Here is a 24,964-nt window from a genome sequence, read left to right as displayed (position 1 = left end):
CTTGGCCGCCGCCGACAGCACAGACACCCTGGTCAGCATCCAGGGCGTCACCAAGGACTTCGGCGGCACGCTGGCCGTTGATGGTATCGATCTGGAGATCCGGCGTGGGGAGTACTTCTCCCTGCTGGGCGGTTCGGGTTGTGGCAAGACAACCCTGCTGCGCATGCTGGGCGGCTTCGAGACGCCGACCAGTGGCCGTATCATGATCGACGGGCAGGACATGGCGGACGTCCCCGCCTATCGCCGCCCGGTGAACATGATGTTCCAGTCCTATGCCCTGTTTCCGCACATGAGCGTGGCGCAGAACGTGGCCTTCGGCCTGGAGCAGGAGAATGTCGTGAAGTCGGAACGCGACGACAGGGTCGCGGAGGCGCTGGAGATGGTGCAACTCGGCGAATACGGCCGCCGCAAGCCGCATCAGCTCTCCGGTGGCCAGCGCCAGCGCGTCGCCCTGGCCCGCGCCCTGGTGAAGCGTCCCAAGCTGCTGCTGCTGGATGAACCCCTGGCGGCGCTGGACAAGAAGCTGCGGGAGAAGACGCAGTTCGAACTGGCCAATATCCAGGTCAAGGTCGGCATCACCTTCATCATGGTCACCCATGACCAGGAAGAGGCGATGACACTCTCCGACCGGCTCGCGGTCATGAACGCCGGCAGGATCGTGCAGGTCGGAACCCCGGGCGACATCTACGAGTTCCCCGCCAACCGGATGGTCGGAGAGTTCATCGGCACCATCAATGTCTTCGAGGGCAAGGCGGATCCGGAGAACAGTGCCGTTCACTGCCCTGCCCTGCCCTGTCCCATCGTGATGGAGGACAGGGTGGCTGCGGAATCCGGCAGCCAGATCGCCATCGGCATCCGCCCGGAGAAGATGCGCATCCGCAAGGCCGGGCCTGCCCCCGCCGAAGCGGCTCCGGCCAGCAACTTCCTGGCCGGAAAGGTGGAGGACATCGCCTATCTCGGTGACCTGTCGATCTTCCATGTGCGACTGGCAGACGGGCGCATCGTCCAGGTCTCCCGCACCAACATCACCCGCCGACGCGACGAGCCGCTGACCTGGGAGGATGCCGTGGAAGTGGAGTGGGATCCCCAGGCACCGGTGGTGCTGCATCAATGACCGACGCGGCGGCAGATCGGGTGGCGGACAGTCCCGCGCTCAGCACCAGCCGCGGACGCCTGATCGGCATCCTGATCCCGACCGCCTGGCTGCTGCTGTTCTTCGCCATCCCGTTCCTGTTCGTCATCAAGATCTCCCTGTCGGAGGCCGCCTATTCCGTCCCCCCGGTCAGTGACTTCCTGATCTGGCAGGACGGCTGGCCGGTGCTGCAGGCGACCTGGGCCAATTTCGCCCTGATCCTGGACGACCCGCTGTATCTGCAGGCCCTGCTGGGCTCCCTCCGGATCGCCGCGATCTCCACACTGCTGACCCTGCTGATCGGCTATCCCATGGCCTATGCCATTGCGCGGGCGGAGCCGGGCATGCGCACCCCGCTGCTGTTGCTGGTGATCCTGCCGTTCTGGACCTCGTTCCTGATCCGGGTCTACGCCTGGTCCACGCTGTTGCAGGATCAGGGGATGATCAACAGCGCCCTGATGTGGCTGGGGGTCATCGATGATCCCATGCGAATGCTGAACACGGAGTTCGCAGTACAGCTCGGCATTGTCTATTCCTACCTGCCGTTCATGATCCTGCCGCTCTACGCCACGCTGGAGCGGCTGGACGGCAGTCTGCTGGAGGCAGCGGCAGACCTCGGCGCGCGCCCCGCGACGACCTTCTGGCGGGTCACCCTGCCCCTGTCCCTGCCCGGCATGGCTGCGGGCTGCCTGCTGGTCTTCATTCCGGCTGCAGGGGAGTTCGTCATCCCGGAACTGCTCGGCGGACCGGACACGCTGATGATCGGCAAGATCATGTGGCAGGAATTCTTCAACAACCGCGACTGGCCCGTGGCCTCCGCACTCGCCACCATCCTGCTGCTGCTGCTGATCGTGCCTATCCTGCTGCTGGATCGCACCCAGTCACGGGCGGAACAGGGATGAGGCGCGGCAGCTTTCTCACCCTCTGCCTCTGGGCCGGGTTCGCGTTTCTCTACCTGCCGATCCTGGTGCTGATCGTCTATTCCTTCAACGCCTCGCGGCTGGTGGCGGTCTGGGGCGGATGGTCGGTGAAGTGGTACGGGGAGCTGTTCCGGGATCCGCAGGTGCTCGGTGCCGCCTCCATGTCCCTGCAGATCGCGGCCATCAGCGCCACCGTGGCGGTGGTGATCGGCGGACTGGCTGGCTATGCGCTTTCCCGCTTCGGACGGTTTCGCGGACGCACCGGTTTCTCGACCATGCTGACCGCGCCGCTGGTGATGCCGGAGGTGATCACCGGCCTGTCGCTGCTGATGCTGTTCATCGCCATGGAACAGATCGTCGGCTGGCCTGCCGGTCGCGGGATGACGACTGTGATCATCGCCCATATCACCTTCGCCGCCGCCTATGTCGCGGTCGTGGTGCGCTCCCGCGTCGCCGGTCTCGACCGGGCGCTGGAGGAGGCAGCGATGGATCTCGGCGCGCGGCCCTTCACCGTGCTGCGCCGCATCACCCTGCCGATGCTGATGCCCGGCCTGCTGTCGGGCTGGCTGCTGGCCTTCACCCTGTCGCTGGATGACCTGGTCATCGCCAGCTTCGTCACGGGCCCCGGTGCCACGACCCTGCCGATGCTGATCTTCTCCAAGGTCCGGCTGGGGGTCAGCCCCGACATCAATGCACTTGCAACCCTGATCGTCGCCGTGGTCGCATCCGGCGTCCTGCTCTCGGGCTGGATCATGCTGCGCACGGAACGGCGTCACGCCAGACAGGTGCGGGCTGCATTCCGTCGCGAAGGCGCCATGGACGGGAACTGATCTCGAAACCGATGACACCACTTGCCGAGAACCTGCGCGGCGCCGGCCTGATGATGGCCGCGATGGCCGCCTTCGTGCTGAACGACACGCTGATGAAGCTCGTCTCCACCAACCTGAACCTGTTTCAGGCGGTCTTCCTGCGCGGCGTCGGTACCACGACGCTGATCCTGCTGATCGCCTGGTGGCAGGGCGCGTTGCGCTTCCGGCCCGCCGGCCGGGACCGGCGGATCATGGTCTGGCGGACGCTGGGTGACATGGGGCAGATGATCTGCTTCCTGACCGCCTTGTTCCACATGCCCATCGCCAATGTCTCGGCGATCCTGCAGTCCCTGCCGCTGGCCATGACGCTGGCTGCGGCACTGTTCCTGAAGGAGCCGGTGGGCTGGCGGCGCTACAGTGCCATCGCGGCCGGTTTCATCGGCGTGCTGCTGATCGTCCGGCCGGGATCGGAAGGCTTCAACGTCTATTCCCTGGTTGCCCTGACCACAGTCATCTTCGTGGTCCTGCGTGACCTGAGCACCCGCCAGCTCGACCGCGCCGTGCCCAACATCTTCGTCACACTGGTGACATCGCTCGCCGTCACCGGCATGTCGGGTATTGCCTCGGTGGTGCAGGGCTGGAACCCGGTTGCCCCCCACGACCTGCTGCGGCTGGGTGGCGCGGCCTTCTTCGTCAGCTTCGGCTATATCTTCATCACCATGGCGATGCGGGTGGGGGACATCGGTTTCGTCTCCCCCTTCCGCTACACCATGCTGGTCTGGGCGCTGCTGATCGGCATGTTCGTGTTCGGCGATGTGCCGCGACCGCTCACCCTGCTGGGTGCCGCCATCATCGTCTGCAGCGGCATCTATACCTTCTATCGCGAACGCAAGGTGGCACGCGGCCTTGTCGCCACCGCCTCGTCACCCCGCCCGGGCAAGATCACGTAGCTTGAACTTCTGGATCTTGCCGGTCGACGTCTTCGGCACTTCGCCGAAGACGATCTCCCGCGGGCACTTGTAGCCAGCCAGATGCTCCCTGATGAATGCGATCATCTCCTCCGCCGTGGCTGACTTGCCGGGCTTCAGCTCGATGAAGGCGACAGGCGTCTCCCCCCACTTCTCGCTGGGCTTGGCCACGACACCGCAGGCCGCAACGGCCTCATGCCGATACAGCGTGTCCTCCACCTCGATGGAGGAGATGTTCTCGCCGCCGGAGATGATGATGTCCTTCGACCGGTCCTTCAGCTCGATATAGCCATCCGGATGCCAGACCCCCAGGTCGCCGGAATGGAACCAGCCGCCCTTGAAGGCGTCGTCGGTGGCCTTCGGGTTCTTCAGATAGCCGCACATGATGGCATTGCCGCGCATCATCACCTCGCCCATGGTCTGGCCGTCCATCGGCACCGGTTCCATGGTTTCCGGGTCGGCCACCATCAGCGCCTCCTGCATGATGGAGGTGACGCCCTGACGGGCCTTCATCCGCGCCTTCTCGTCGGCGCTCAGGTCGTCCCACTCGTCCTTCCAGGCACAGACCACGCAGGGGCCGTAGCTCTCCGTCAGGCCATAGACATGCGTCACCTCGAAGCCCTGACGCGCCATCTCGGCCAGCACGGCGGCGGGCGGCGGGGCGGCGGCGACCATCATGTTGACCTTCTGGTCGAAGGGCTTCTTCTGCTCCTCACTGGCGCCGGTGATGAACTGCATGATGATCGGCGCGCCACACAGATGCGTGACGTTGTGGGTGGCGATGGCGTCATAGATCGTGCCCGAATCCACCCGGCGCAGACAGATGCTCACTCCGGCCACCGCAGCCAGCGTCCAGGGGAAGCACCAGCCGTTGCAATGGAACATCGGCAGGGTCCAGAGGTAGCGCGTGTGTGTCGGCATCTCCCAGGTCAGCGCATTGTTGATGGAGTTCAGATAGGCCCCGCGATGGCTGAACACGACACCCTTCGGGTTGCCCGTCGTGCCAGAGGTATAGTTGAGGGCGATCTTGTGCCACTCATCCTCCGGCATCGACCATTCCATTTCGGCATCGCCCTCGCCGAGGAAGTCGTAATACTCGATCTCGCCCAGACGCTCACCGCCCGGCCCCTGCGGATCGGCAATGTCGATCACCAGCATGTCGCGACCGATGATCTGCAGTGCCTCCTTGATGATCGGGGCAAACTCGGTGTCGGTGATCAGCGCCTTCGCCTCGCCATGGTCCAGGATGAAGGCGATCTCCGGCGCGGTCAGGCGATAGTTCAGGGCGTTGAGCACGGCACCGATCATGGGAACACCGAAATGCGCCTCGTACATCGGCGGCGTGTTCGGGCACATGATGGCGACGGTATCCAGTTCGCCGATGCCCCGGCCCTTCAGCGCCGAAGCCAGCCGGACACAGTTGGCATAGGTCTCCGACCAGCTCTGTGTCACGTCACCGTGCACCAGTGCCGGCTTGTCGGGATAGACCGCCGCCGACCGCCGGATCAGGCTGAGCGGCGACAGCACCGTGCTGTTCGCAAGGTTCATGTCGAGATTGTTGGCGTAGGCTTCCCGGCTCATGGAACGTCTCTCCCTGGTGCTGGTCCCTGCTTGCGGTCAGTCGTGCAGGCGTCGGGACTCGACTGATGGCGCTGCGCACGGTTGACTCTGGACCTGATTCAGGGGCCATAAAAGCCGATGGTTCACGGGCGATCAACAACGCCGGTGCAGGATAGCGGTTATCGGGGGCGGGAATGGCTTCAGGCCAGAATTCAGCGGCAGACACCGGCGGCACACAGGAACGCGCAAGACGGAGCGGTATCCTGCCCGGTCAGGCCCTGCGGCGGCTGGTGGAAGAGGGTCGGATCTCCGCCGATGGCGGGGTACCTGAGGAGCTGATCCAGCCCGCCAGCCTGGACCTGCGGCTCGGTCGCCGGGCCTGGCGGGTCAGGACAAGTTTCCTGCCCGGCGCGGCCTCCACCGTGAAGCAGAAGCTCGACCGCCTGACGATGCACGAGATCGATCTCGGCACACCAACGGTGCTGGAGCGGGGCTGCGTCTATATCGTCGAGCTGCAGGAACGGGTGCGCCTGTCCCGCGACCTGTCGGCCAAGACCAACCCGAAGAGTTCCACGGGCCGGCTGGACGTGTTCACCCGCCTGGTCACCGACTACTGCGAGAGCTTCGAGAGCGTCGCGGCAGGCTACGAGGGGCCGCTGTATCTCGAGATCGCGCCGCGCACCTTCTCCGTGCTGGTCAGCGCCGGGCTGCGTCTGAACCAGTTGCGCGTCTGGCGTGGCAAGTCACGCCCCTCCGACAGTCTGCACCGGGAACTGCATCAGCGCAGCGCGCTGGTGAGCCCGGAGAGCCTGGACGGCGCCGAACCGACCATCCGCGACGGGCTCTGGGTCTCCGTCGATCTTTCGGGCGAGAGCCATGACGGGCTGATCGGATACCGCGCCCGGCATCATGCCCCGCTGATCGACCTGAACCGCATCGACCATTACCCGGTGGAGGAGTTCTGGGAGCCGGTACATGCCAATGCCGACAGGACACTGATCCTGGACCCGAACCAGTTCTACATCCTGGTCAGCCGGGAAAGGGTCGCGGTGCCGCCCGACTCGGCGGCGGAGATGGTGGCCTATGACACGTCGTTCGGCGAGTTCCGCATTCACTATGCGGGCTTCTTCGATCCGGGCTTCGGCTACGGGGCCGCGTCCGGTGGCGGGACACCCGCCGTTCTGGAGGTCCGCAGCCACGAGGTTCCCTTCGAACTGGCCCACGGCCAGCGCGTCTGCCGCCTGGTCTACGAACGGCTGAGCGAGACACCCGAAACCCTGTACGGCGCGGAGATCGGCAGCCACTATCAGGGACAGGGCCTGAAGCTGTCGAAGCACTTTCGCAAGGGCTGATCCGAACGGGGGAGAGAACGGGATGGTGATCGGGCGAGACATCTATGACGCCTTTCCGCGCTACCCCTTCACACCGCCCCCCGAGCTGGACGGCAGGGGCGGTCGCGTTCCGGTCATCATCGTTGGCGGTGGCCCCATCGGCCTGACCCTGGCGCTGGGCCTCGCCTGTCATGGCGTACCCTGCACGGTGATCGAGCCGCGCGACAGCGCCAGTTTCGGCAGTCGTGCCACCTGCACCTCCCGCCGCTCACTGGAGATCTGGGAACGCTTCGGGGCAGCACAGCCCGCGCTCGACATGGGTCTCGCCTGGACCGGCGGCAGCAGCTTCTGGCACGACCACACCGTCTTCTCGCTGGCCATGCATGACGATGCGGACCAGAAACATCCGCCAATGATCAACATCCAGCAGTGCTTTGCCGAGCAGTTCCTGATCGATGCCGCGCTGCAACATCCCGATATCGACCTGCGCTGGTCCAGCACCGTGACCGGTCTGAAACATGATGCGGACGGGGCGACGGTGACCGTGGAAACGGCGTCAGGTACCTATGAACTCGCGTCGGACTGGCTGGTCGCCTGCGACGGGGCCCACAGCTTCGTGCGCCAGTCACTGGGGCTGAAGATGAAGGGCACGTCCTACGAGGGGCGATACCTGATCGCGGACATCCGTCATGCATCGAAGCATCCGACGGAGCGGCGGGCCTGGTTCGATCCGGTCTCCAACCCGCGTGCCACGGTGCTGATGCACAGGCAGCCGAAGGACATCTGGCGGGTCGACTACCAGTTGCGGGACGAGGATGACGCGGAGGAGGAACTGAAGGAGGAACGGGTGCGCAGCCGCATCTCCGCCCATCTGGAGATGATCGGGGAGGATCCGGACTACGAGCTGGTCTGGATGAGCCTCTACAAGGCCCATTGCCTGACCCTGGAAAGCTATCGCCACGGTCGGGTGCTGTTCGCCGGTGACGCCGCCCATCTGGTGCCGATATTCGGCGTGCGCGGCCTGAATTCAGGCATCGACGACGCGGGCAACCTGGCCTGGAAGCTGGCGGCGGTGATCCAGGGCACCGGCGGCGACCGACTGCTGGACAGCTACAGCCAGGAACGGGTCTTCGCGGCGCACGAGAACATCAGCCAGGCGCGCAAGAGCACCCTGTTCATGACACCGCCGTCACGCGGTCACACCCTGTTGCGCGACGCGGCACTGAGCCTTGCGGTGAGCCACGAGTTCGCCAGGCCCCTGGTCAATCCGCGCCAGACCACGGCGATTGTCTTCCCCGCCTCCATCATCAACACCCCGACCGACCCGAACCTGCCCGGACCACCCGCCGGGGCAACCCTGCCCACCTGCCCGGTGGAATGGCGGGACGGGAATGGGAGCGGCAAGGGCTTCCTGCTGGACCATGTGAAGCTGCGCCCCACCCTGATCCAGTTCGGCAACCACCGGTCCCTGCTGGCGGAGACGTCCGCCGGGCATGAGGTTGATGTCGTGACGGTGCTGGACCGACCCGACCCGGCGTTCGACGGCTTCTGCCTGGTGGACTCCGAGGGCCGGGCACGTGCTGTTCTGGGGGCGGCAACCCCGGACGCAGGCTGCCTGGTCAGGCCGGACGGACACATCGCGGCCCGCTGGGACACGCCTGACCCGGCGTTCATCCGCAGGGCCCTGCTCCGTTCCCTGGGGCTGGAGGCAGCGGCATGACCGGCACACCGATGGACACCGAAGCCCTGGAAGTCTGGTGGGAGGCGCTGGCCCATGCCGTCGACCGCGCCGGACCCGAACATGAAACCATGTTTCTCGCCAAGCTTGCCCTGCTGCTAGGGCGGGAGACCGGCGACCCGGAACTCTGCCAACGCCTGATGGAACAGGCGCTGGAGGATCTGACCTGAAACCGGACGCGGACATCATCCGTCCGACTGTCCATGCCCGGCACCGGCTCGCCCGACTGGGGTATCGCGGGCTCTATTCCACTTACCGGGTCGGCAGCGTGCTGTTCCGACCGAAGCTGCGCGGGGCACTGGCGCTTGTCAGGGTCGGCGAGGAGTTTCTGCTGGTCCGCAACAGCTACAATCGCTGGCATACCCTGCCCGGCGGCCGCGTAGACCGGGGCGAGACATTCAGGAGCGGCGCGGCGCGGGAACTGCTGGAGGAGACCGGAATCAGCATTCCCGAAACGGCCTTCACCTGCGTCCACGCCGAGACCCATCGCTGGCAACAGCGCACGGAACGGATCGAGATCCATGCGACGGACCTGGAGGCACGACCGACCGTCCATCTGGACCCGGTCGAGATTGCGGAGGCGCGCTGGCTGACAGCGTCAGCCGCCCTGGAACTGCGCCTCTATCCGCCGCTGCGCCACTATCTGGAGGCGGCGCGAGACCTGTAGCCGGATCGGGACACGGGCTTCACGTGCCCGACAGCTGCGCGACCAGAACCGACGACGGAATGCCCCCGGCGGTGACCCGGCTCCGGTGCGTGGGCTGCCAGACCTGCGGATCCAGCCGACGCTCCAGCTGTATGGGCCGGCAGCCGCCGACCAGGCGCGGCGCCACGCGCTGCACCATGGTCCAGACCGTCATGGTCAGTCCGGCGTGGCTGAAGGTGCCGGGTGCCAGACCGGCGACGGCCAGTTGACCACCGGGCTTCAGGACGCGTGAGGCATCCTCCAGGAACCGGGCGATGGCGGCGGGCGAGAGCAGATCCAGGACATAGGTCGCGACAACAAGATCGGTTGAAGCGTCCGACAATGCCAGCCGGCCATCACCCGCACAATCATCCAGCCGGACCTGGTCCCCGAAAGCGGCAAGCCGTTCCTCCGCCAGTTCGCGCATCCTGGGGCTGATATCCAGCCCCAGCCACGTCGTGTCGGGACCCAGATGATCACGCAACAGCCGCGCGGCCAGCATCCCTGTCCCCGGTCCGAGTTCCACGACCGATCGGACAGCAGAAAACTCCACGGCGCCGATCAGGCGGGAGAAGGCCGCCTCCGCATAGCGCATCTCCCTGTCCTGACCCTGACCGAGCGCATCGTAATGCGCCCGTGCCGCCTCGACTGAAAGAACCGTATCCATCAGGCCGGCCAGCGGCCCTTTGCCATGTCGCGCCAGGCATCCCGCAGGCTGTCGCGGAAATCCGGTCCCGCGATCTCGATCAGTGCGGCGGGGCGATGATGCACCGGCAGGTTCCGCAGGTTCGCCACGCCATGTTCCGTCACCACATGATCGATATCGGTGCGCAGTCCGGTGACCACGCTGCCCGGATCGATGGTCGGGACGATGCGGCTGATCTTTCCCCCTGCCGCAGTCGCCGTCATGGCAACGATGGAGCGCCCGCCGCGGCTGCGTGCGGCACCGCGCATGAAGTCCACCGATCCACCGGTGCCGGAGACCTGCCTGCCCTTCAGCGTCTCCGCATTCAACTGGCCGAACAGGTCGATCTCCAGTCCCGAATTGATCGAGACGAAATTGTCGATCTGCCCGATCAGCGCCGAGTCGTGGGTATAGCTGATGGGCTTGTAGACAATGTCCTGCCGCCCGACGGTCCAGTCATAGAGTGCCTGCGAGCCCATGCTGACGCCGCCAAGCATGATGCCGGTGTCGATGGTCTTGCGGCGGCCATTCATGTTGCCGCCGTCGATCAATTCGGGCATGCCGTCGGCCAGCATGCCCGAATGGACCCCCAGATCGTTCTTGGTCACAAGCCCGCGCAGGACCGCGATCGGCAGGGTGCCGATACCGATCTGGATGCAGTCGCCGTCATGGATCAGCGACGTGACATGGTCCGCGACATTCTGGACATCCTCTGTCACATCGCCCACCCGCAGCTCCAGTGCCGGGTGATCCACCTCCACCGCAATGTCGATCCGGCTGGCGGGAACCGGCGTCGCGCTACCGCCGACCGGCATCGCGCGATTGACCTCCGCGATCACCAGCTTCGCCTTGTCCAGCACGGCAGGCTGGCTGTCCACGCCCAGACCATGCGGATAGCTGCCATCGGCGCGCGCTGGCCCGACCTGGATGACCGCCACATCGACGTCCAGATCCTGCTCCAGATAGCGGTAGAGGCCGTGGTACTGCTTCGGAATCAGGGACATGCGTCCGCTCAGAAGCGAATCAGCCGTCTGCGGCGTCCCGAAGAAGCCGATGCCACGGGCATTCCCGTGCAACTGGCTGTAGTCCGTGCGGTTCACCCCCGGCACGCAGACCGACACGAAGGTGCAGCCATTGCCACAGTCCGCGTCCGCCGCCATGGCCGCGACCAGGTCCGTCGGCTCCCCCGGTCCACCCTGGACATAGACTGTGCTGCCCGCCGGTATCCGGCGCACTGCATCGCTGCCATTCAGCCATTCGGTCATTGAATCCCTCCCCATAAGAGCGTCGGGAGGTTACATTCGTCGCAGTGGGAGGACAACGCGATGAAATTCGGCATTTTCTACGAGCATCAGATTCCGCGCCCCTGGGATGACAGGAGCGAGCAGCGGACAATCAATGAATCCCTCGATCAGATCGAGTTGGCGGACAGCCTGGGCTATGACCACGCCTGGGTCGTGGAGCATCATTTCCTCGAGGAATATTCGCACGCCTCCGCGCCCGAAGTGTTCCTGGGTGCCGCGAGCCAGCGCACGAAGAACATTCGCCTCGGCCACGGCATCGTCCAGATCACCACGAACCAGCCGCATCGGGTGGCGGAGAAGGTCTCGACCCTGGACCTGCTGACCAACGGTCGCGTCGAACTGGGTCTGGGCGAAGGCGCGGGCCCGGCGGAGTTGCATCCCTTCGGCGTTCAGGTCCGGTCCAAGCGTGACCGGTGGGAGGAGGCCGTGCAGGCCATCATCCCCATGTTCACGAAGACCGACTGGTCGTTCGAGGGCGAGTTCTTCAAGTTCCCGGCCCGCAATGTGGTGCCGAAGCCGATCCAGAAGCCGCATCCGCCGCTGTGGGTGGCCTGTTCCAACATCCAGACCATCGGCAAGGCCGGTGAATGGGGCATGGGGGCGCTGGGCTTCAGCTTCGTCAATGCGGACGCGGCGCAGGCTTGGGTGCATCGCTATTACAACAACCTGCTGCACCGGCAGCAGAAGCTGACCGACTATCCCATCAACCCCAATGTGGCGGTCGCCAACGGTTTCTTCTGTGCGGAAACGGATGAGGAAGCCATCGAGAAGGCGTCAGGCTGGACCTTCTTCATCTTCGCCCTGTCCTACTATGGGCGCATGGGTGTCGATGCGCCGGGCAAGAGCGACCTCTGGGCCGCCTACCAGGACTGGCGTGAAACCGACAAGGCGAAGGAAGCACTGGCCAATGCGCTGGTCGGCAGCCCCGCCACCCTGCGCAAGAAGTTGCGCATGTTCGCGGATGCCCATGTCGACCAGATCATCCTGGTGGCACAGGCGGGCCGGACCAGTCACGAGGACATCTGCAGGAGCTACGAGCTGTTCGCGCGGGAGGTCATGCCCGAGTTCCATGCGGAGCGGGAGGCGCAGGAAGCCTGGAAGCAGGACGTGCTTGCCGGCCGCATCGTGCTGGAGGAACTGACCACCGACGGCTACGACATCTACAGCCATCAGAACGAGGACATTGTCCGCCTGACGCCGGAACAGCTCAAGGCACAGATGGCGGAGAAGGAAGCCGCAAAGAGGGCTGCTGCCGGGGACGACTGACGGCGCCGTCGGTCGGGCCCTGTATCCTGCTGACGGACCGGCTCCTTGCTGAACGGAAGGGAGCCACGGTCGCAGGCGATCGGGTTTCTGCGCGCACCGGCTACGCATTCCGTGAAGATGTCCTGGACTTGCAGGACCGCACCATCAAAGGGGAGGAAACTGATGGAGCCCGTGAAATATGTCGACCGCCTGAACGAGAAGTACCAATCTCTCGGCTTTCCGCCGTATCAGTGGACGATCAACGAGGACGCGCCGATCACGAAGCTGACTAGGCCGCTGTCGGACTGCTGCGTCTCGATGCTGACGACTTCGGGCGCGTCGTGCCGCGGGGTGCCGGGCTTCGATCCCGATGCGCGCAACGATCTCCGGCTGGACGAGATTGCCAGCGACTGGCCCGAAGACGGTTTCGAGATCAACGACAACTATTACGACCACACCGACGCCAGCGCCGACATCAACTGCCAGTTCCCGATCCAGCGCCTGCGCGAGCTCGCTGCCGACGGGGTGATCGGTCGCGTCGCGCCGCGGCTCTGGAGCGGCTTCATGGGCCGCATCTACAAGCGCACCGCGACACTGGAGAAGGCCGCCGAGCTCATCGCCGAGCTGAAGGCCGATGGCGTCGATCTGCTGGTCCTGGTACCGGCCTGCCCGCTGGATCACCAGACCGCCGGGCTGGTCGCCCGCGCTGTCGAGGAGGCCGGGATTCCCACCGTGCTGGTATCGACCGGCCGCGACCTCTCGGCCCAGGTGAAGCCACCGCGCACGGTGTTCGTGAACTTCCCCATGGGCAACGCCTTCGGCCGCCCCGAGGACGCGGCCCAGCAGCGCCGCATCCTGGAAGACGCGCTCAGCCTCGCCGCCACCGGTACGACAGCGGGCGAACTGGTCGACCTGCCCTATGTCTGGGGGGAGGAAGTCACAGTCTTCTTCAAGCAGACCACGCGGGAGTATCAGCTGCGGAAGTAGAGGCGGGCGTCCGTGACCGGCCCCGGGAACCCATGGTACCGCTCCCGCGCCTGAGCATGGGCGCGCGGTGCCTCAATCCGTGTGGAAGGTCATGAAGCCGTCCACCGGCTCCCGCTCCGTCCGCAGCGTGTTCTCGACCAGACCGGTATCCTCGTATCCCAGCGCAATACCGCAGACCACGGTCTGGTCCTCCGGGATGCCGAGCTGTTCCTTGACCACGGAGTGATAGGTCGGCCAGGCCGCCTGCGGGCAGGTGTGTAGCCCATATTGCCGGGCGATGGTCATGATGTTCTGCAGGAACATGCCGTAGTCGAGCCAGCTGCCGATCTCCAGCCGCTTGTCGATGGTGAACATCATCCCGACAGGCGCATCGAAGAACAGGTAATTGCGGCCCGACTGCTCCCGCATCTTCGCCGTATCGCCCTTGGCGACGCCGGCCAGCTTGTAGAGGTCCAGCCCGACCTTGCGCCGCCGCCCCAGATAGGGCTCGAAAAAGGCATCGGGGTAGTACTTGTACTCCTTCTCGTGCCCCTCGGGGCTGTTGAAGTGGGCATCGCGCACGGCATCACACAGCGCCTTCAGCTTCGCGCCCACCATCACATGCCCCTGCCAGGGCTGCATGTTCGTCCCCGAAGGCGCCCGCGCCGAGACCTCAAGGATATGCCGCACCAGTTCCATCGGCACCGGATCAGGCAGGAACCCGCGCACAGAGCGGCGGGAAACGATCGCCTCCTCCGGTGTGTGAGAGACATCAGCGGCGGTGTGATTGATCACCGCTTCAAAGGCATTGGCTACATTCATTCTGGATCTCCCTCCCCAGGGTTTTCGGCATCGGTCGCCGCAACTTCATCGGTATCGCTGTGCGGCACAGGCTGGCTGCGGACCATATGGGTCGCGACAGCAACGGGCAACACGGTGATCAACAGCACCGAGACCGGATACAGGATCAGATCCGCACCCATCACCCGCGTGACGGCCAGGGCAAGTGCTGCATCAGCAAGCAGCAATGCGAGAAAGACACGAAAGAAGCGGTTTCGGACACTGCCATAGTAATGATCGAACCCATGAGTCTGACGCTTCCATGCCTCGCGGAAACCGACACCATGATGGCGCGCGATTATGGGTATCAGCGCAAAGCGGGAGACTCCGAAGGCCAATGCGATCAGCGACAGCAGGTGCTGAAGAAAGCCGATCAGCACCAGTGTGGAGAACAGGCTGTCCGCATCATCTCCAGCGCCAGTCCGAACCGCCGCCGAGGCCAGGAAAACCGACAGGAAGGAGGAGAGCAACCACGAAAGCAGCAGGACGATCAGCAGGCTGAAGAAGCCCGAGACCAGCAATGCCCAGGCCACATCCGGCTTGAATGCCAGTTGCATCCGGACATCCTTGCCCGAACGCCGGTCCGCCCCGACAGCGGCGATCTCGATCATGAAGAGTGTCAGCAGAAACGCGATGACGACCGGCGTCAGCCAGCTCAGGATCAATGCCAGGGCGGGCAACGAAAGCCCGGCAAAGCCAGATGCCCCCTCTGCCAGCAGACTCCCTGTCAGGGAATCAAAGGCCAGGTCAACGCCGGTACCGAACAGGACAAACACGGCCACTGCGACGAGAACGGCGCGTGTGATCGACAGACCACCGCAAAGGTCGGCAAGGAACCGGCTCACTCCCCGGAAGACCCGGTCGCCCCACCCTGCTGGCTCATGGCGCTGTCATAGAGCACCGCGGCGGCGACGGAGATCGGCAGGGCTAGGCCGATGATCCAGTCGGCGAGCCCCCCCAGCAGCACGCCCGGCGGTCCGCCAATGACCCTGCCCGCGCCGAAGCTCATCAGGAACGACAGGCCAAGCAGAACCAGAAAGGCCCGGAACAGGCGCCAGCGCAGGCCCATGAAACGTTCCGCGTGGCGCTTTCGGGCTTCGCCGAAGTCGAGCTGCCAGGCGATGGAGATCACCGGCACCATGGCAAATCGGGAGGCCGCGAATGCCAGAACGGTCACCGTCCCGGCCACCATGAATGCCACGCTGGTCGGGTTGGCCAGCAACTGCTCCAGAAAACTGCCGAACATCGCCTCCATCTCCTCCGCCGACTGTGCCGGTTCGGCAGGCAGGGGCGGGGCGGCGACCATCAGGAAGACCAGCGAGAACGGCAGCAGGGTCACCATGAAGATGACGAAGATCAGCAGTCCGGAAACCAGCGTCGACAGCAGTTGCGGCGCCTTCGGCCGCCAGTCGATGGCCCGGAAGGCGGTCACGCCGAGACAGACTTCTGTCGCCAGCACGATCAGCATGTAGGCCCCGAATACCGTCACCACGAAGGGTCCCAGCATCAGGTAGCCGCCAAGGGCCAGCATGGTCTCCACCAGCGCGCCGACCACACAGATCCCGAGGAAGGCGGCAGGCGCGCGGGCCATCAGGCCAACGCCGGCAGAGATATCGCTTATGACAGACACGTGGGAAATTCCGTTCAGACGAGGGCGGCAGGTGCGCCAGCAGGTTGCAACAGGGCCGGATTGTGGCCGAAGATCAGGGCAGAAACAATCGGTGCGGGCCAAACCCGCGCGACCAGTCATCCCCGGGGAGAGCAATATGCCGGATCAGGCGCAACAGCAACGGCGGGAAGGATTCTATGACGAGATCCGCCCCCTCAACATGGCGCCCCTGTGGGAGGTGCTGCACGACCTGATCACGAAGGAGCCGAAGAGCCGGGTCCGCCCTGCCCTCTGGCGCTATGACGAGATCCGCCCGCACATCATGGCCTCCGGCGACCTGATCACGGCGAAGGAGGCGGAACGCCGTGTCCTGATCCTGGAGAATCCCGGCATGCCGGGTGAGGCGAAGATCACCACCTCCCTCTACGCCGGTCTGCAACTCATCCTGCCGGGCGAGGTCGCGCCCGCCCACCGCCATACCCAGTCGGCCCTGCGCTTCGTGGTGGAGGGCAATGGTGCCTATACCGCTGTCGATGGCGAGAAGGCCCTGATGCAGCCCGGTGATTTCGTCATCACGCCAAGCTGGACGTGGCACGACCATGGCAATGATTCCGCCGAACCCATGGTCTGGCTGGATGGGCTCGACATTCCGATGATCACCATGTTCGACGCCAGCTTCGTGGAGAAATGGGGGCAGGACCGCCAGCCCATCGCCCGGCCCGTGGGTGATTCACTGGCCCGCTATGGCCAGGGCATGCTGCCCGACGGCTATACCGCGCCGACCCACACCTCCCCCGTCTTCAGCTATCCCTACAGCCGTACCCGGGACGCACTGGAGACCATGCGCCGGACAGAGGAATGGGATCCGGCCCAGGGTCTGAAGCTGCGCTACGTCAACCCGGTGAACGGCGACCACGCCATCCCGACCATGGCGACCTTCATGCAGTTGCTGCCGAGGGATTTCGCCGGTGTCCCCTATCGCGCCACGGATGCCATGGTGTTCTCGGTCGTCGAGGGGACGGGCACCGTCACCATCGCCGACGAGACCTTCAGCTTCGGCCCCCGCGACCATTTCGTGGTGCCGTCATGGGCCTGGTACAGCCTGAACGCGGCAACCGACGCCGTCCTCTTCAGCTTCTCCGACCGTCCGGTCCAGGAAAAGCTCGACCTCTGGCGCGAACAGCGCGGGAACGGGTGAGAGCAGTTCTCAGTAGTTCGCCTTGAAGGGAACCGACCGTCCCTGCGCTACAGCATTGTCTGCAAGGGCTTGCAAGAGTGCGCGCTTCGACGCGGTACGGCGCGACCCGTCATTGCGATACGCATCGGGGTCAATGACGATCCCCAACTCCTGCTTTCGCTTGGCGAGTTGTTCCTGATAAGCGTCAAATTCCATGGTCTGCATTGCTTTCTCGCCACACAAAAAAAATTCTTCGCAATTCATTGCATGTTACTCAATTTTTATCTTTAATACAGACCATATCGACCATATCATAGGAATACCCTCTGCTAATTCGAGCAATGAAAAATGTTCGGGAGAAGATGAAGATATTTTCAATGAAAAAAATGCACTGATTGAAAACATGTTGATTGCACACAAACGACTTTAAATGTGTCAAATGAATGGTGATATCGAAGAAGGGCTGATCGCGCGCGGTTCCGGAAAGTGGTCACTCGCAGGTGTTCCACAGCGAGGCTGGGCATGCAACGGGATCGATGACCTTGGGGCCCCAAATGCTACTTGCGAGATGTGCGAGGTGCAGTCCATACGCTATGTCCATTACATGACGCATCAAGAGTATCCTGATGAGCTAGCCGTGGGTTGCGTTTGCGCTGGCCATATGGAGCAGGACTATGATGCAGCACGCAACCGAGAACGTGTCCTCAGGAATGCTTCGCGGCGCCGACGTAACTGGTTGTTGCGGAAATGGCGAATTTCGCGAAACGGCAATCCGTATATCAACACAGACGGATTCAATATTACGGTATTCCAGAAGGGGCGAGTCTGGAGTGCGCGGATTGTCGAGAAGGAGAGCGACGCGCCCTACTTTGCCAAGAGACAGTACGACACAGAGGACGAAGCGAAGCTGGCTGCATTTGCCGCCATGCTTTTTTTTGAAGCAGCGGAAGAACTAGTTTCCAGTGAGGCAAGATTGGTATTTGGCACCGACCCTCATATTGAGCGTGCCCGGGCGCATCTAGCTAGCGGCGACCATCACCGGCTTCTCTACGCATGTCTGGAATTGCGATATGCCTTGGAGCGTATTGCATACCAGAAGCTGCAGCTTCGCCTCGAGAAAGTGACAATAGACGAAATTGCTGCTTGGCAGCCGCGTCGCGCATTGGAACGCCTAATGGAACTGGTGGATGCGCACTTGGCTAGGGGTTCGACGCTCAGGGTAGCGTCGGATTCCGAGCCTGGTACGCCTGCGAAAGACAATTTCGTGACAGTTGGTCAAACTACTGGTGTATCGCCCCGCGAAATCGGTCGGCATTGGCAAAAGCTGGGATCTTACCTGCATATCCGGATGCCAAGAAAAAAAGGCCAACATCCCCAAGAATTCGATGAACCAAAATTACGCACTTTCCTTGAGGACGTAATTGAGTACGTCGAATTAATAGCCAGCACCAAATTTGACGCCTATTTCTCCTACACGGCGACCTTTTCATGCGAAAAATGCGGCCATAGCATTGTTCGCAATAGCGAATTGCTCGACGAGGAGACCATTGTCGAATGCCAAAACGAGCAGTGCAATGCCTCGTATATCACGCATTTCGATAACGATGCTTTCAGGTTCGAGCCCTATTTCATCACTCTCGATTGCAAGAATTGTGACCAGAGGGCGCAATTCGATGCCAACACATTTCTGAAGTTGAAGACGAATGAAACCACGACATTTGCCTGCAACGGGTGCGATACGCGGTATCTCGTACGTTGGACATTAGAATATGGCCCAGAGTCGGATGCGCTGGGGCAAGAAAAGTAAGCTAACGCTGTCAAAGAATTAGGCCATACGCTCTAGCGGCGAAATTACCCCCTCCCCACCCAGTCCCCCAGCTTCGCCACGGCGGCGTCCAGAAGGCTGTCCTGCTTGGAGAGGCAGAAGCGGACGAAGTTGGTGCGGGCGCCCTCCGATGCGTAGAAGGCGCTGACGGGGACGGTGGTGACGCCGGCGTTCAGGGTGATCTCCCGGCAGAAGTCCACGTCGCTGCCCTCGAACCCCACGGAGCGGATGTCGGCGTTCAGGAAATAGGTGCCCTGGCAGAGCGCCGGTTCGAAGCCGATGGCCGTGAGGCCGTCACGGATCCGGTCGCGCTTCGCCTGCATGTCGGCGGTCAGGCCGGTGAAATAGCTGTCATCCTTCGCCAGTCCGAAGGCCACGGCCCGCTGCAGGTTCGGCGCGGTGGTGAAGGTGAGGAACTGGTGCGCCTTGGCAACACGCTGCAGCAGCGCCGGGCAGGCGGTCATGTATCCCACCTTCCAGCCGGTCAGGGAGAAGGTCTTGCCCGCCGAGCCGATCTTGATGCACCTGTCGCGCATGCCGTCCAGGCTGATCAGCGGCGTGTGCTGCAGGCCGTCGAACAGGATGTGCTCATAGACCTCGTCACAGACGGCGTAGGTGTCATGCTCCAGCACCAGATCGGCGATGATCTGCAGTTCGGCACGGCTGAAGGCCTTGGCCGCCGGATTCAGCGGGTTGTTCAGCAGGATGAACTTGGTCTTCGGCCCGAAGGCGGCGCGCAGCCGGTCTTCCGGCAGGGTCCAGTCCGGCGGGTCGAGCCGCACCAGCTTCGGGATACCGCCCGCACGGCGGATCATGGGCAGGTAGCAGTCGTAGAGCGGCTCGAAGCAGACCACCTCGTCCCCCGGCTCGATCAGGGCCAGGAAGCAGGCCGCGAGCGACTCCGTGGCACCGGAGGTAACCATGGTCTCCGTCTGCCAGTCGACATCCAGCCCGTAGAACCGCTTGCCATGCGCGGCCACAGCCTGCCGCAGATCGGGAACCCCCAGCATCGGCGGATACTGATTCGGCTGGTCCTCCAGCGCCGCCGCCGCGACGGCGCGCACGTCGTCGGGCCCATTGTCGTCGGGAAAGCCCTGCCCGAGGTTGATAGAGCCATGTTCGATGGCCAGACGACTCATGACCTCGAAGACGGTCACGCCATATTCGGCCAGTATTCCGTTGCCATCCTTCATGGCGCGCTCCCCCTCTGTTCGTCGCGTTCAATGCCAGACAGAGGCAGCCGCAATCAAGTGGCCTGATCGGTCAGGATGCGCGTTGCAATATCCGCTTGCCCGCAGGCTCCCGATCCAGCGCCTCGCAAAGCAGCAGATAGAGCTTGCCCACGTCGGCACTGAGGAACACGGCACTCAACATGCCCTGCTGGTCGGCCCGCTCCACATTTAGCATCAGCGACTCGAATTCGTTGAGGTACAGGTCCACGAAGCGACGGAAGTCATCACCGTCCCGATAGAGCGTCGCGATCTGTTTCGCCTCGCTGCGGGCCACCAGCCGCCGGGCAAAGAAGCCACGGTCGCCGCGATAGAACTTGCGCCATTCCGACTCGGTTGCATCGCGATCCAGCAGGCGGTGCAGGTCCAGCGAGAGGGAATTCAGCCCCTCCGCCACGAAGGCCGCAGACTGCAGGAACCGCTTGTCGCGATTGTCCGCCGTCCGGTCGCGCAATTCGACAGCCGCCCTTGCCGCGCCCTTGGATGCCCTCTGCAACTGACCGACCTGAACCTCGAACGCCTTCGCGGCCAGCCCGGACTGCATGGTCGCGGCCTTGGAGGTGGAGGCCATGGCACCCACCTGCGCGCTCAGGGTCCGCTCCGCCTCGGCCAGGGCCTTCTGCGCTTCGGCCATCGCCTCTTCGCAGGCCCTGCGCTGCCGTTCCAGAGCAGCGGTCGAGGCCGTCGCTGCCGCATCCACATCCGCAGACTCTGCGCGTGTGGTGGCCAGCGCCGCCTGCAAGTTTGCCACCGCATCGGCCACCACCTGCGCGGCGCCCTCACCCGCGCTGCCCGCTTCGCGCAGCGACCGGCCGAGCGCCGTGGCTTCGCCCTGCAAGCGTGTGGCAGCCGCGCTTGCCCCCTGCTCGACCGCGGTCGTTCCATCCTGAAGACGTCCAAGCGCGTCGGTCAGCCCCTTCTCGGCCTGTTCCGTACTGTCCTGCAGCCGACCGAAGGCAGCACCGAAACCCTGTTCCAGCGCCGCCGAGTCGGCCTGCAATCGTGCAATGGCCTCGGTGATGCCCCGCTCCATCTCAGCGGCGTGATCGCGCGCTGTCGCCGTCATCCGCTCAAGCTGCTGCTGATGACCCGTCAGGTCTTCGGAGACGGCACCAGCCGCCTGTCTGGCCTTGTCACCGGCGTGCGAAAGCGCGTCGATGCGGGCCGCCAGCAAGGCATCGATATCCGTACCCGTTGCCTTCAGGTCGATGGACATCTGCTGCACCATCGAGACACGGGCGCCAAGCGCATCCACGACCTCTTCCGCCTCGGCTCTTGCCCGGCTCTCCGCATCGGTGAAGCGCTGGGTTTCCTGGCGGGCGTTGGCCAGGGCCGTGGCCAGCCGTGCCGCGCCACCGGCCGCTGCCTCGACCAGGCTGCGGGTCTGGTCGGTCAGCTGCGCGCTTTCCTGCGCCAGCGCGCGGGACTGCGCCAGACTCTCGTCAGCCGCGGCACCGATCCGGTTGCGGGATTCCTCCGCCACGCTGGCCAGACGCCCGGCGGCGAGTTCCATGTCACCGGTACGGCCAAGCCCGGCGTCGATCGCCGATACGGCCTCACCGATCGCAGCGGTTGCAGCCCGTGCCGCCGCCGTGCTGCGCCCGCTGGCATCCTCGATCCGCTGGCCGGACTGGCTCATGCGGCTCTCGCTCTCATCGACGCGCGTGGCAAGCGTGCTGATATGGGTCGCCAGCGCCTCCGCCTGGGCAAGCGTCTCGTTGCCGATGCGCGCGCCCAGCGCACCAAGGGATTCTGCACGCAGTTCGATCTCCCCGGCGGCACCGATGACGCGCGTGGTAACCGCATCCGCCGCGGTATCCAGCCCCTTCACACGCACATCCAGGTCGCTGGTCAGCGCGGCCAGACGGTCACGCACCTGCTCCGCCTCCACCAGCATTGCGCCGCTTCCCGCCTCCAGCGACTCCGCCATCATCCGTGCCAGTTCGCTGGCATCCCGGACGCGGGTGGCCATGCGGTCCAGCGCAGGCGAGATTGTCGTCTCGGTCGCGCCGACACTGTCCTTCAGCGACTGGATCAGATCGCCAATCCGCTGCCCGTCGTCTGCCAGCGCGCCAATGGCGGCGTTGAAGCTGTCCAGCAGGGCCTGATTGCGCGCGGACACCGCTTCGGCACTGCCCTTCAGCGTGTCGCCTGTGTGCAGCGCCATGCTGCCGAGGGAGCGGACCTCCGACACCATGCGCACAGTGCCCTCGTTGATCTCCGCCAGCACGCTGTCCAGACCGGACCGGACATCGCTGATCGAGGTTTCCGCCTGTCCGGCGGCGGCACCCAGATCGCCCACCATCAGGGCCAGTTCGGCTGTCTTCTCCGCCATCCGCGCGGCCGCACCATCGGCGGCCTGCGCTGCCTCCGCCAGCCGCTCATCGACATGGGCGATGGAAACATCGATGCGACCGGCGACCTCACCGCCCACCACTTCAACCCGCGTTGCCTGCTGCGCCAGCGCGGTCGTCGTCAGACGTGTACTGGCCATCGCGTCCTCCAGCGTGGCCGCAAGTCCTTCCAGTCTGGCCCGCACGTCGCTGTCCGCATCGACCGCAGCGTCGGAAAGACGGGATACCAGCGTGGCGAGTGCCTCCGTGCGATCCGCCATCAGATCGGAAATACTGTCCAGATGCAGGGCGGCATTGCCGGCCTGACCGCCCAGTTCGACCGCAGCTGTACCCAACGCACCGACACCGGCTTCCAGACCCTCGACCGCCCCGCGGGCACGGTCCTCGACCTCGCTCACGCGCGCGCCCGTATCCGCGACCGTGCGCTCGATATCCCGCAGCAGCAGTGTCAGCTCCGCCACGCGTTCATCCACCTGGCTGGTGGTCTCCGACGTTGCCATGTTGGCATTGGCCACGCTGGTGCTGATCCGGTCGGTGCGCGCGCTCATCTCGTCCAGCAGCTCGCGTACGGCCACCGTCGCGTGTCCGACGGTCAGGCTGGCGTCACCCGCCATCTTCTCCAGCAGGGTCGCCGCCGCTTCCGTGCGGGCGGTAACGTCGGTCTCCGCCTTCTCCACCGTCGCCTCGACACGCAGTCCAAGCCGCTCCAGCGCATCGGAGCGCAGGGCAAATGCCCGCTCCATCCGTTCCATGCCACCAAGCACGCGGGTACTCAGTTCATCGATCTGCTCCCCGTGCTCGGCGAGCAGGCCGACACTGCGCGTGGTGCGCTGGTCCATGTCATCCATGGCCTGGCCAACATCGCCAAGGCCATGCCGCACCGCCGCCAGGGCACTCTCCGTGCGGCTGACGACACCGCTCAGCGTCGTGTCCCCCTGCGCCACGGCGGCATCGATGGAGGAGATGATGTCCGAAAGCTCGACCGCGCGCGCGCCCAGTGCCTCGACCTGCGCGTCGCCCCGACCTGCAACCGCGATGGCCCGGCTCTCGACAGTGCCGATGTAATCCGAAAGTTCAGCAATGGAGGCACGCAGCCGGTCGGCAACCGCGATCACGCGCTCCTCCGACCGTTCCGAGGATGCGACAGCCATGGAGGCTGCGGCCTTCAGGCGTTCCTCCACATTGTCGATCATCTGCGCCGCCGTGCCCTGCATCTCGGCCACGCTTGCCGCCAGGTCATCACGGGATTCCTCCATGCGCCCCGTATTCGCAGCGAGGCGCTGTTCGATCTCGGCCAGATCCCCCGTCAGACGACCGATTCGCCCTGCCATGTCCTCGGCCTGGTCCGAAACCGCGCTGCCGCGTTCGCCCAGGGTCTCGATCTCCGTGGCGAAGCGCTGGGTCGCAGCCCAGGTCCGGTCAGCCGTCGATTGCAGCGCCTGCTCCGCCTCAGCCGTGACGATGCCGATGTCATCCAGCACCCTGGCGAGACTGGCATTCCTGGCCGCAATGGCCTCCGCACTCTGCCCGGCGCTCTCGGCGCTGCGACCGGTGATCTCTTCCAGGTCAACAAGCTGCTGGCGACTCTCGGCAATCACGGTGGTCATGGTCGACTGCACATTGCCCAGACCGTCACGCAGACGCGCGATCTGGTCATCCACGCCCTCCCGCAAGCCATCCGCCTGGTCCATGGTGCGCGCGATGACCTGTGACAGGGCCTCCATGCGGCTGCGCAGGTCCTGGCTGACACCGGAGACCCGACGGACGGTGCTGTCTGCCTCCTCCCGCAGGCGCGCCATGGGCTGTTCCAGCATGGTGTTGATCTGACCGGCACGCTTGGCGACCTGTTCGACGGTATCGTCAGCCGCAACCAGCTGGGTACGCAGCGACGCCTCGATTTCCGCCGTGCGCCGCCCGGCCTCCGCCACTGCCTGACCAAGCGCCTGCCCCTGGCGTTCGCCAAGGGTCCTGATCTCGGAATCCAGCGCGCGCACGTCGCCCAGCAGTGTCCTTTGCGCTTCCGCCCGGTCCATGATTGCCTGACCCAGGTGATCCGACTGTTCCGCTGCGTGCCGTGCCGCCGCCGACAGGGCTTCCGTGCCCTTGCCGATGCGTTCGTCCAGCCGCTCGACACGTGTCAGGGCATTGGTCGTCTCGCTCTCCAGCGCCTGACTGAGGCGCCGCAGCGACAGGGTCATGGCATTCAGCCGCGCCTCCGCCTCCGGGTCCGGAAAGGCCATGTCCTTCAGCACCGCGTGCAGGGCGGAGCGGCTGTGGCGGGAATCGACACTGCGCCAGTACCAGAACCCGGCCAGCCAGATGAATGCGGGCGGCACGAAAGCGGCAATCACGACCAGCGCCACCTCATGCGGCAGCATCAGGCTGATGGCGGACAGTCCCGCCGACTGCATGAACCACGCCCCCACCAGCACCAGCCAGAGTACGGTCAGTCCCAGCAGCAGTGCCGCAGTCCCGCGACGAATGCGGTCCAGCGACTCCACGGTCAGTGGCGTGCGGCCACTTTCCGGGTCACCGGCGTTCTCGGGTCCAGGGTTTGGCCATTTCAACAGCATGGCATTCCGGCCTC

21 protein-coding genes are annotated in these 24,964 nt (G+C 64.6%); 12 read left to right on the top strand and 9 right to left on the bottom strand.

The window, feature by feature from the left end; all coding sequences use genetic code 11:
• Position 1 precedes the first annotated feature (1 nt).
• From QGV55_RS06735 to QGV55_RS06720, 4 genes are read left to right on the top strand one after another with little or no spacing between them, the layout of a single operon-like run.
• A complete protein-coding gene (locus QGV55_RS06735) occupies positions 2-1,114 on the top strand; it encodes an ABC transporter ATP-binding protein (RefSeq protein WP_281017616.1) in 1,113 nt (370 codons plus the stop codon).
• Complete coding sequence (locus tag QGV55_RS06730) at positions 1,111-2,034, top strand: ABC transporter permease subunit (protein ID WP_281017617.1); 924 nt, start codon at positions 1,111-1,113, stop codon at positions 2,032-2,034. Before QGV55_RS06735 ends, QGV55_RS06730 begins: the two co-directional genes overlap by 4 nt.
• Positions 2,031-2,882: an ABC transporter permease subunit gene (locus tag QGV55_RS06725; protein WP_281017618.1), complete on the top strand. Its 852-nt coding sequence runs from the start codon at positions 2,031-2,033 to the stop codon at positions 2,880-2,882. Before QGV55_RS06730 ends, QGV55_RS06725 begins: the two co-directional genes overlap by 4 nt.
• Positions 2,883-2,893: 11 nt before the next feature.
• Positions 2,894-3,811 carry a DMT family transporter gene (locus tag QGV55_RS06720; protein WP_281017619.1) on the top strand — a complete coding sequence of 306 codons (918 nt, stop codon included), beginning with the start codon at positions 2,894-2,896 and terminating at the stop codon, positions 3,809-3,811.
• Here QGV55_RS06720 and QGV55_RS06715 read toward each other — a convergent pair.
• Positions 3,785-5,410 carry an acyl-CoA synthetase gene (locus QGV55_RS06715; RefSeq protein ID WP_281017620.1) on the bottom strand — a complete coding sequence of 542 codons (1,626 nt, stop codon included), beginning with the start codon at positions 5,408-5,410 and terminating at the stop codon, positions 3,785-3,787. The two genes, QGV55_RS06720 and QGV55_RS06715, sit on opposite strands and share 27 nt — an antisense overlap.
• Positions 5,411-5,583: 173 nt before the next feature.
• Here QGV55_RS06715 and QGV55_RS06710 point away from each other — a divergent pair, with 173 nt between their 5' ends.
• The 4 genes from QGV55_RS06710 to QGV55_RS06695 all read left to right on the top strand — a co-directional run bounded on the left by QGV55_RS06710 (position 5,584) and on the right by QGV55_RS06695 (position 9,125).
• Positions 5,584-6,741 carry a 2'-deoxycytidine 5'-triphosphate deaminase gene (locus QGV55_RS06710; RefSeq protein ID WP_281017621.1) on the top strand — a complete coding sequence of 386 codons (1,158 nt, stop codon included), beginning with the start codon at positions 5,584-5,586 and terminating at the stop codon, positions 6,739-6,741.
• 22 nt (positions 6,742-6,763) lie between these two features.
• Positions 6,764-8,440, top strand: coding sequence for an FAD-dependent monooxygenase (locus tag QGV55_RS06705; RefSeq protein ID WP_281017622.1), 1,677 nt, complete (start codon positions 6,764-6,766; stop codon positions 8,438-8,440).
• Complete coding sequence (locus tag QGV55_RS06700; protein ID WP_281017623.1) at positions 8,437-8,628, top strand: hypothetical protein; 192 nt, start codon at positions 8,437-8,439, stop codon at positions 8,626-8,628. Before QGV55_RS06705 ends, QGV55_RS06700 begins: the two co-directional genes overlap by 4 nt.
• Positions 8,629-8,726: 98 nt before the next feature.
• Complete coding sequence (locus QGV55_RS06695; RefSeq protein WP_281017624.1) at positions 8,727-9,125, top strand: NUDIX hydrolase; 399 nt, start codon at positions 8,727-8,729, stop codon at positions 9,123-9,125.
• A gap of 19 nt (positions 9,126-9,144) precedes the next feature.
• Here the strand turns inward: QGV55_RS06695 and QGV55_RS06690 are convergent, their stop codons facing one another.
• Together QGV55_RS06690 and QGV55_RS06685 are read right to left on the bottom strand one after the other, a co-directional pair.
• Positions 9,145-9,810 carry a class I SAM-dependent methyltransferase gene (locus tag QGV55_RS06690; protein WP_281017625.1) on the bottom strand — a complete coding sequence of 222 codons (666 nt, stop codon included), beginning with the start codon at positions 9,808-9,810 and terminating at the stop codon, positions 9,145-9,147.
• The gene (locus QGV55_RS06685; RefSeq protein WP_281017626.1) at positions 9,810-11,093 is read right to left on the bottom strand and encodes an acetyl-CoA hydrolase/transferase C-terminal domain-containing protein; all 1,284 of its coding nucleotides are present in this window, start codon (positions 11,091-11,093) and stop codon (positions 9,810-9,812) included. The genes QGV55_RS06690 and QGV55_RS06685 overlap by 1 nt, the downstream gene beginning before the upstream one ends.
• A gap of 60 nt (positions 11,094-11,153) precedes the next feature.
• Here QGV55_RS06685 and QGV55_RS06680 point away from each other — a divergent pair, with 60 nt between their 5' ends.
• Together QGV55_RS06680 and QGV55_RS06675 are read left to right on the top strand one after the other, a co-directional pair.
• Positions 11,154-12,398 (top strand): LLM class flavin-dependent oxidoreductase, encoded by a 1,245-nt coding sequence (locus QGV55_RS06680; RefSeq protein ID WP_281017627.1) that lies wholly within the window; start codon positions 11,154-11,156, stop codon positions 12,396-12,398.
• Positions 12,399-12,560: 162 nt separating this feature from the next.
• Positions 12,561-13,364 (top strand): glycine/sarcosine/betaine reductase selenoprotein B family protein, encoded by an 804-nt coding sequence (locus QGV55_RS06675; RefSeq protein ID WP_281017628.1) that lies wholly within the window; start codon positions 12,561-12,563, stop codon positions 13,362-13,364.
• Positions 13,365-13,436: 72 nt separating this feature from the next.
• Here QGV55_RS06675 and QGV55_RS06670 read toward each other — a convergent pair whose 3' ends face one another.
• From QGV55_RS06670 to QGV55_RS06660, 3 genes are all read right to left on the bottom strand, one after another.
• Positions 13,437-14,165 (bottom strand): nitroreductase, encoded by a 729-nt coding sequence (locus QGV55_RS06670; RefSeq protein WP_281017629.1) that lies wholly within the window; start codon positions 14,163-14,165, stop codon positions 13,437-13,439.
• Positions 14,162-14,863 (bottom strand): hypothetical protein, encoded by a 702-nt coding sequence (locus QGV55_RS06665; protein ID WP_281023723.1) that lies wholly within the window; start codon positions 14,861-14,863, stop codon positions 14,162-14,164. Before QGV55_RS06665 ends, QGV55_RS06670 begins: the two co-directional genes overlap by 4 nt.
• A gap of 161 nt (positions 14,864-15,024) precedes the next feature.
• Positions 15,025-15,813 carry a hypothetical protein gene (locus tag QGV55_RS06660; RefSeq protein WP_281017631.1) on the bottom strand — a complete coding sequence of 263 codons (789 nt, stop codon included), beginning with the start codon at positions 15,811-15,813 and terminating at the stop codon, positions 15,025-15,027.
• A 136-nt stretch (positions 15,814-15,949) separates the two neighbouring features.
• On the opposite strand from QGV55_RS06660, the gene gtdA reads away from it, so the two are divergent.
• The gene (gene gtdA, locus QGV55_RS06655; protein WP_281017632.1) at positions 15,950-16,990 is read left to right on the top strand and encodes a gentisate 1,2-dioxygenase; all 1,041 of its coding nucleotides are present in this window, start codon (positions 15,950-15,952) and stop codon (positions 16,988-16,990) included.
• Positions 16,991-16,999: 9 nt separating this feature from the next.
• On the opposite strand, the gene QGV55_RS06650 is transcribed toward gtdA, so the two are convergent.
• Positions 17,000-17,194 (bottom strand): hypothetical protein, encoded by a 195-nt coding sequence (locus QGV55_RS06650; RefSeq protein ID WP_281017633.1) that lies wholly within the window; start codon positions 17,192-17,194, stop codon positions 17,000-17,002.
• A 214-nt stretch (positions 17,195-17,408) separates the two neighbouring features.
• Here QGV55_RS06650 and QGV55_RS06645 point away from each other — a divergent pair, with 214 nt between their 5' ends.
• Positions 17,409-18,776 carry a hypothetical protein gene (locus tag QGV55_RS06645; RefSeq protein WP_281017634.1) on the top strand — a complete coding sequence of 456 codons (1,368 nt, stop codon included), beginning with the start codon at positions 17,409-17,411 and terminating at the stop codon, positions 18,774-18,776.
• A 44-nt stretch (positions 18,777-18,820) separates the two neighbouring features.
• On the opposite strand, the gene QGV55_RS06640 is transcribed toward QGV55_RS06645, so the two are convergent.
• Entirely contained in the window at positions 18,821-19,987 is a 1,167-nt protein-coding gene (locus QGV55_RS06640; protein WP_281017635.1) for an aminotransferase, read from the bottom strand.
• A gap of 70 nt (positions 19,988-20,057) precedes the next feature.
• Positions 20,058-24,944, bottom strand: a complete 4,887-nt coding sequence (locus QGV55_RS06635) for a hypothetical protein (RefSeq protein WP_281017636.1) — start codon at positions 24,942-24,944, stop codon at positions 20,058-20,060.
• Positions 24,945-24,964 lie beyond the last annotated feature (20 nt).

Origin of the sequence: Minwuia sp. IMCC3009 (assembly GCF_029909415.1) — a bacterium.
In the GTDB taxonomy this organism is placed as follows: Bacteria; Pseudomonadota; Alphaproteobacteria; order Minwuiales; family Minwuiaceae; genus Minwuia.
This window is presented reverse-complemented; position numbering and strand designations above follow the sequence as displayed.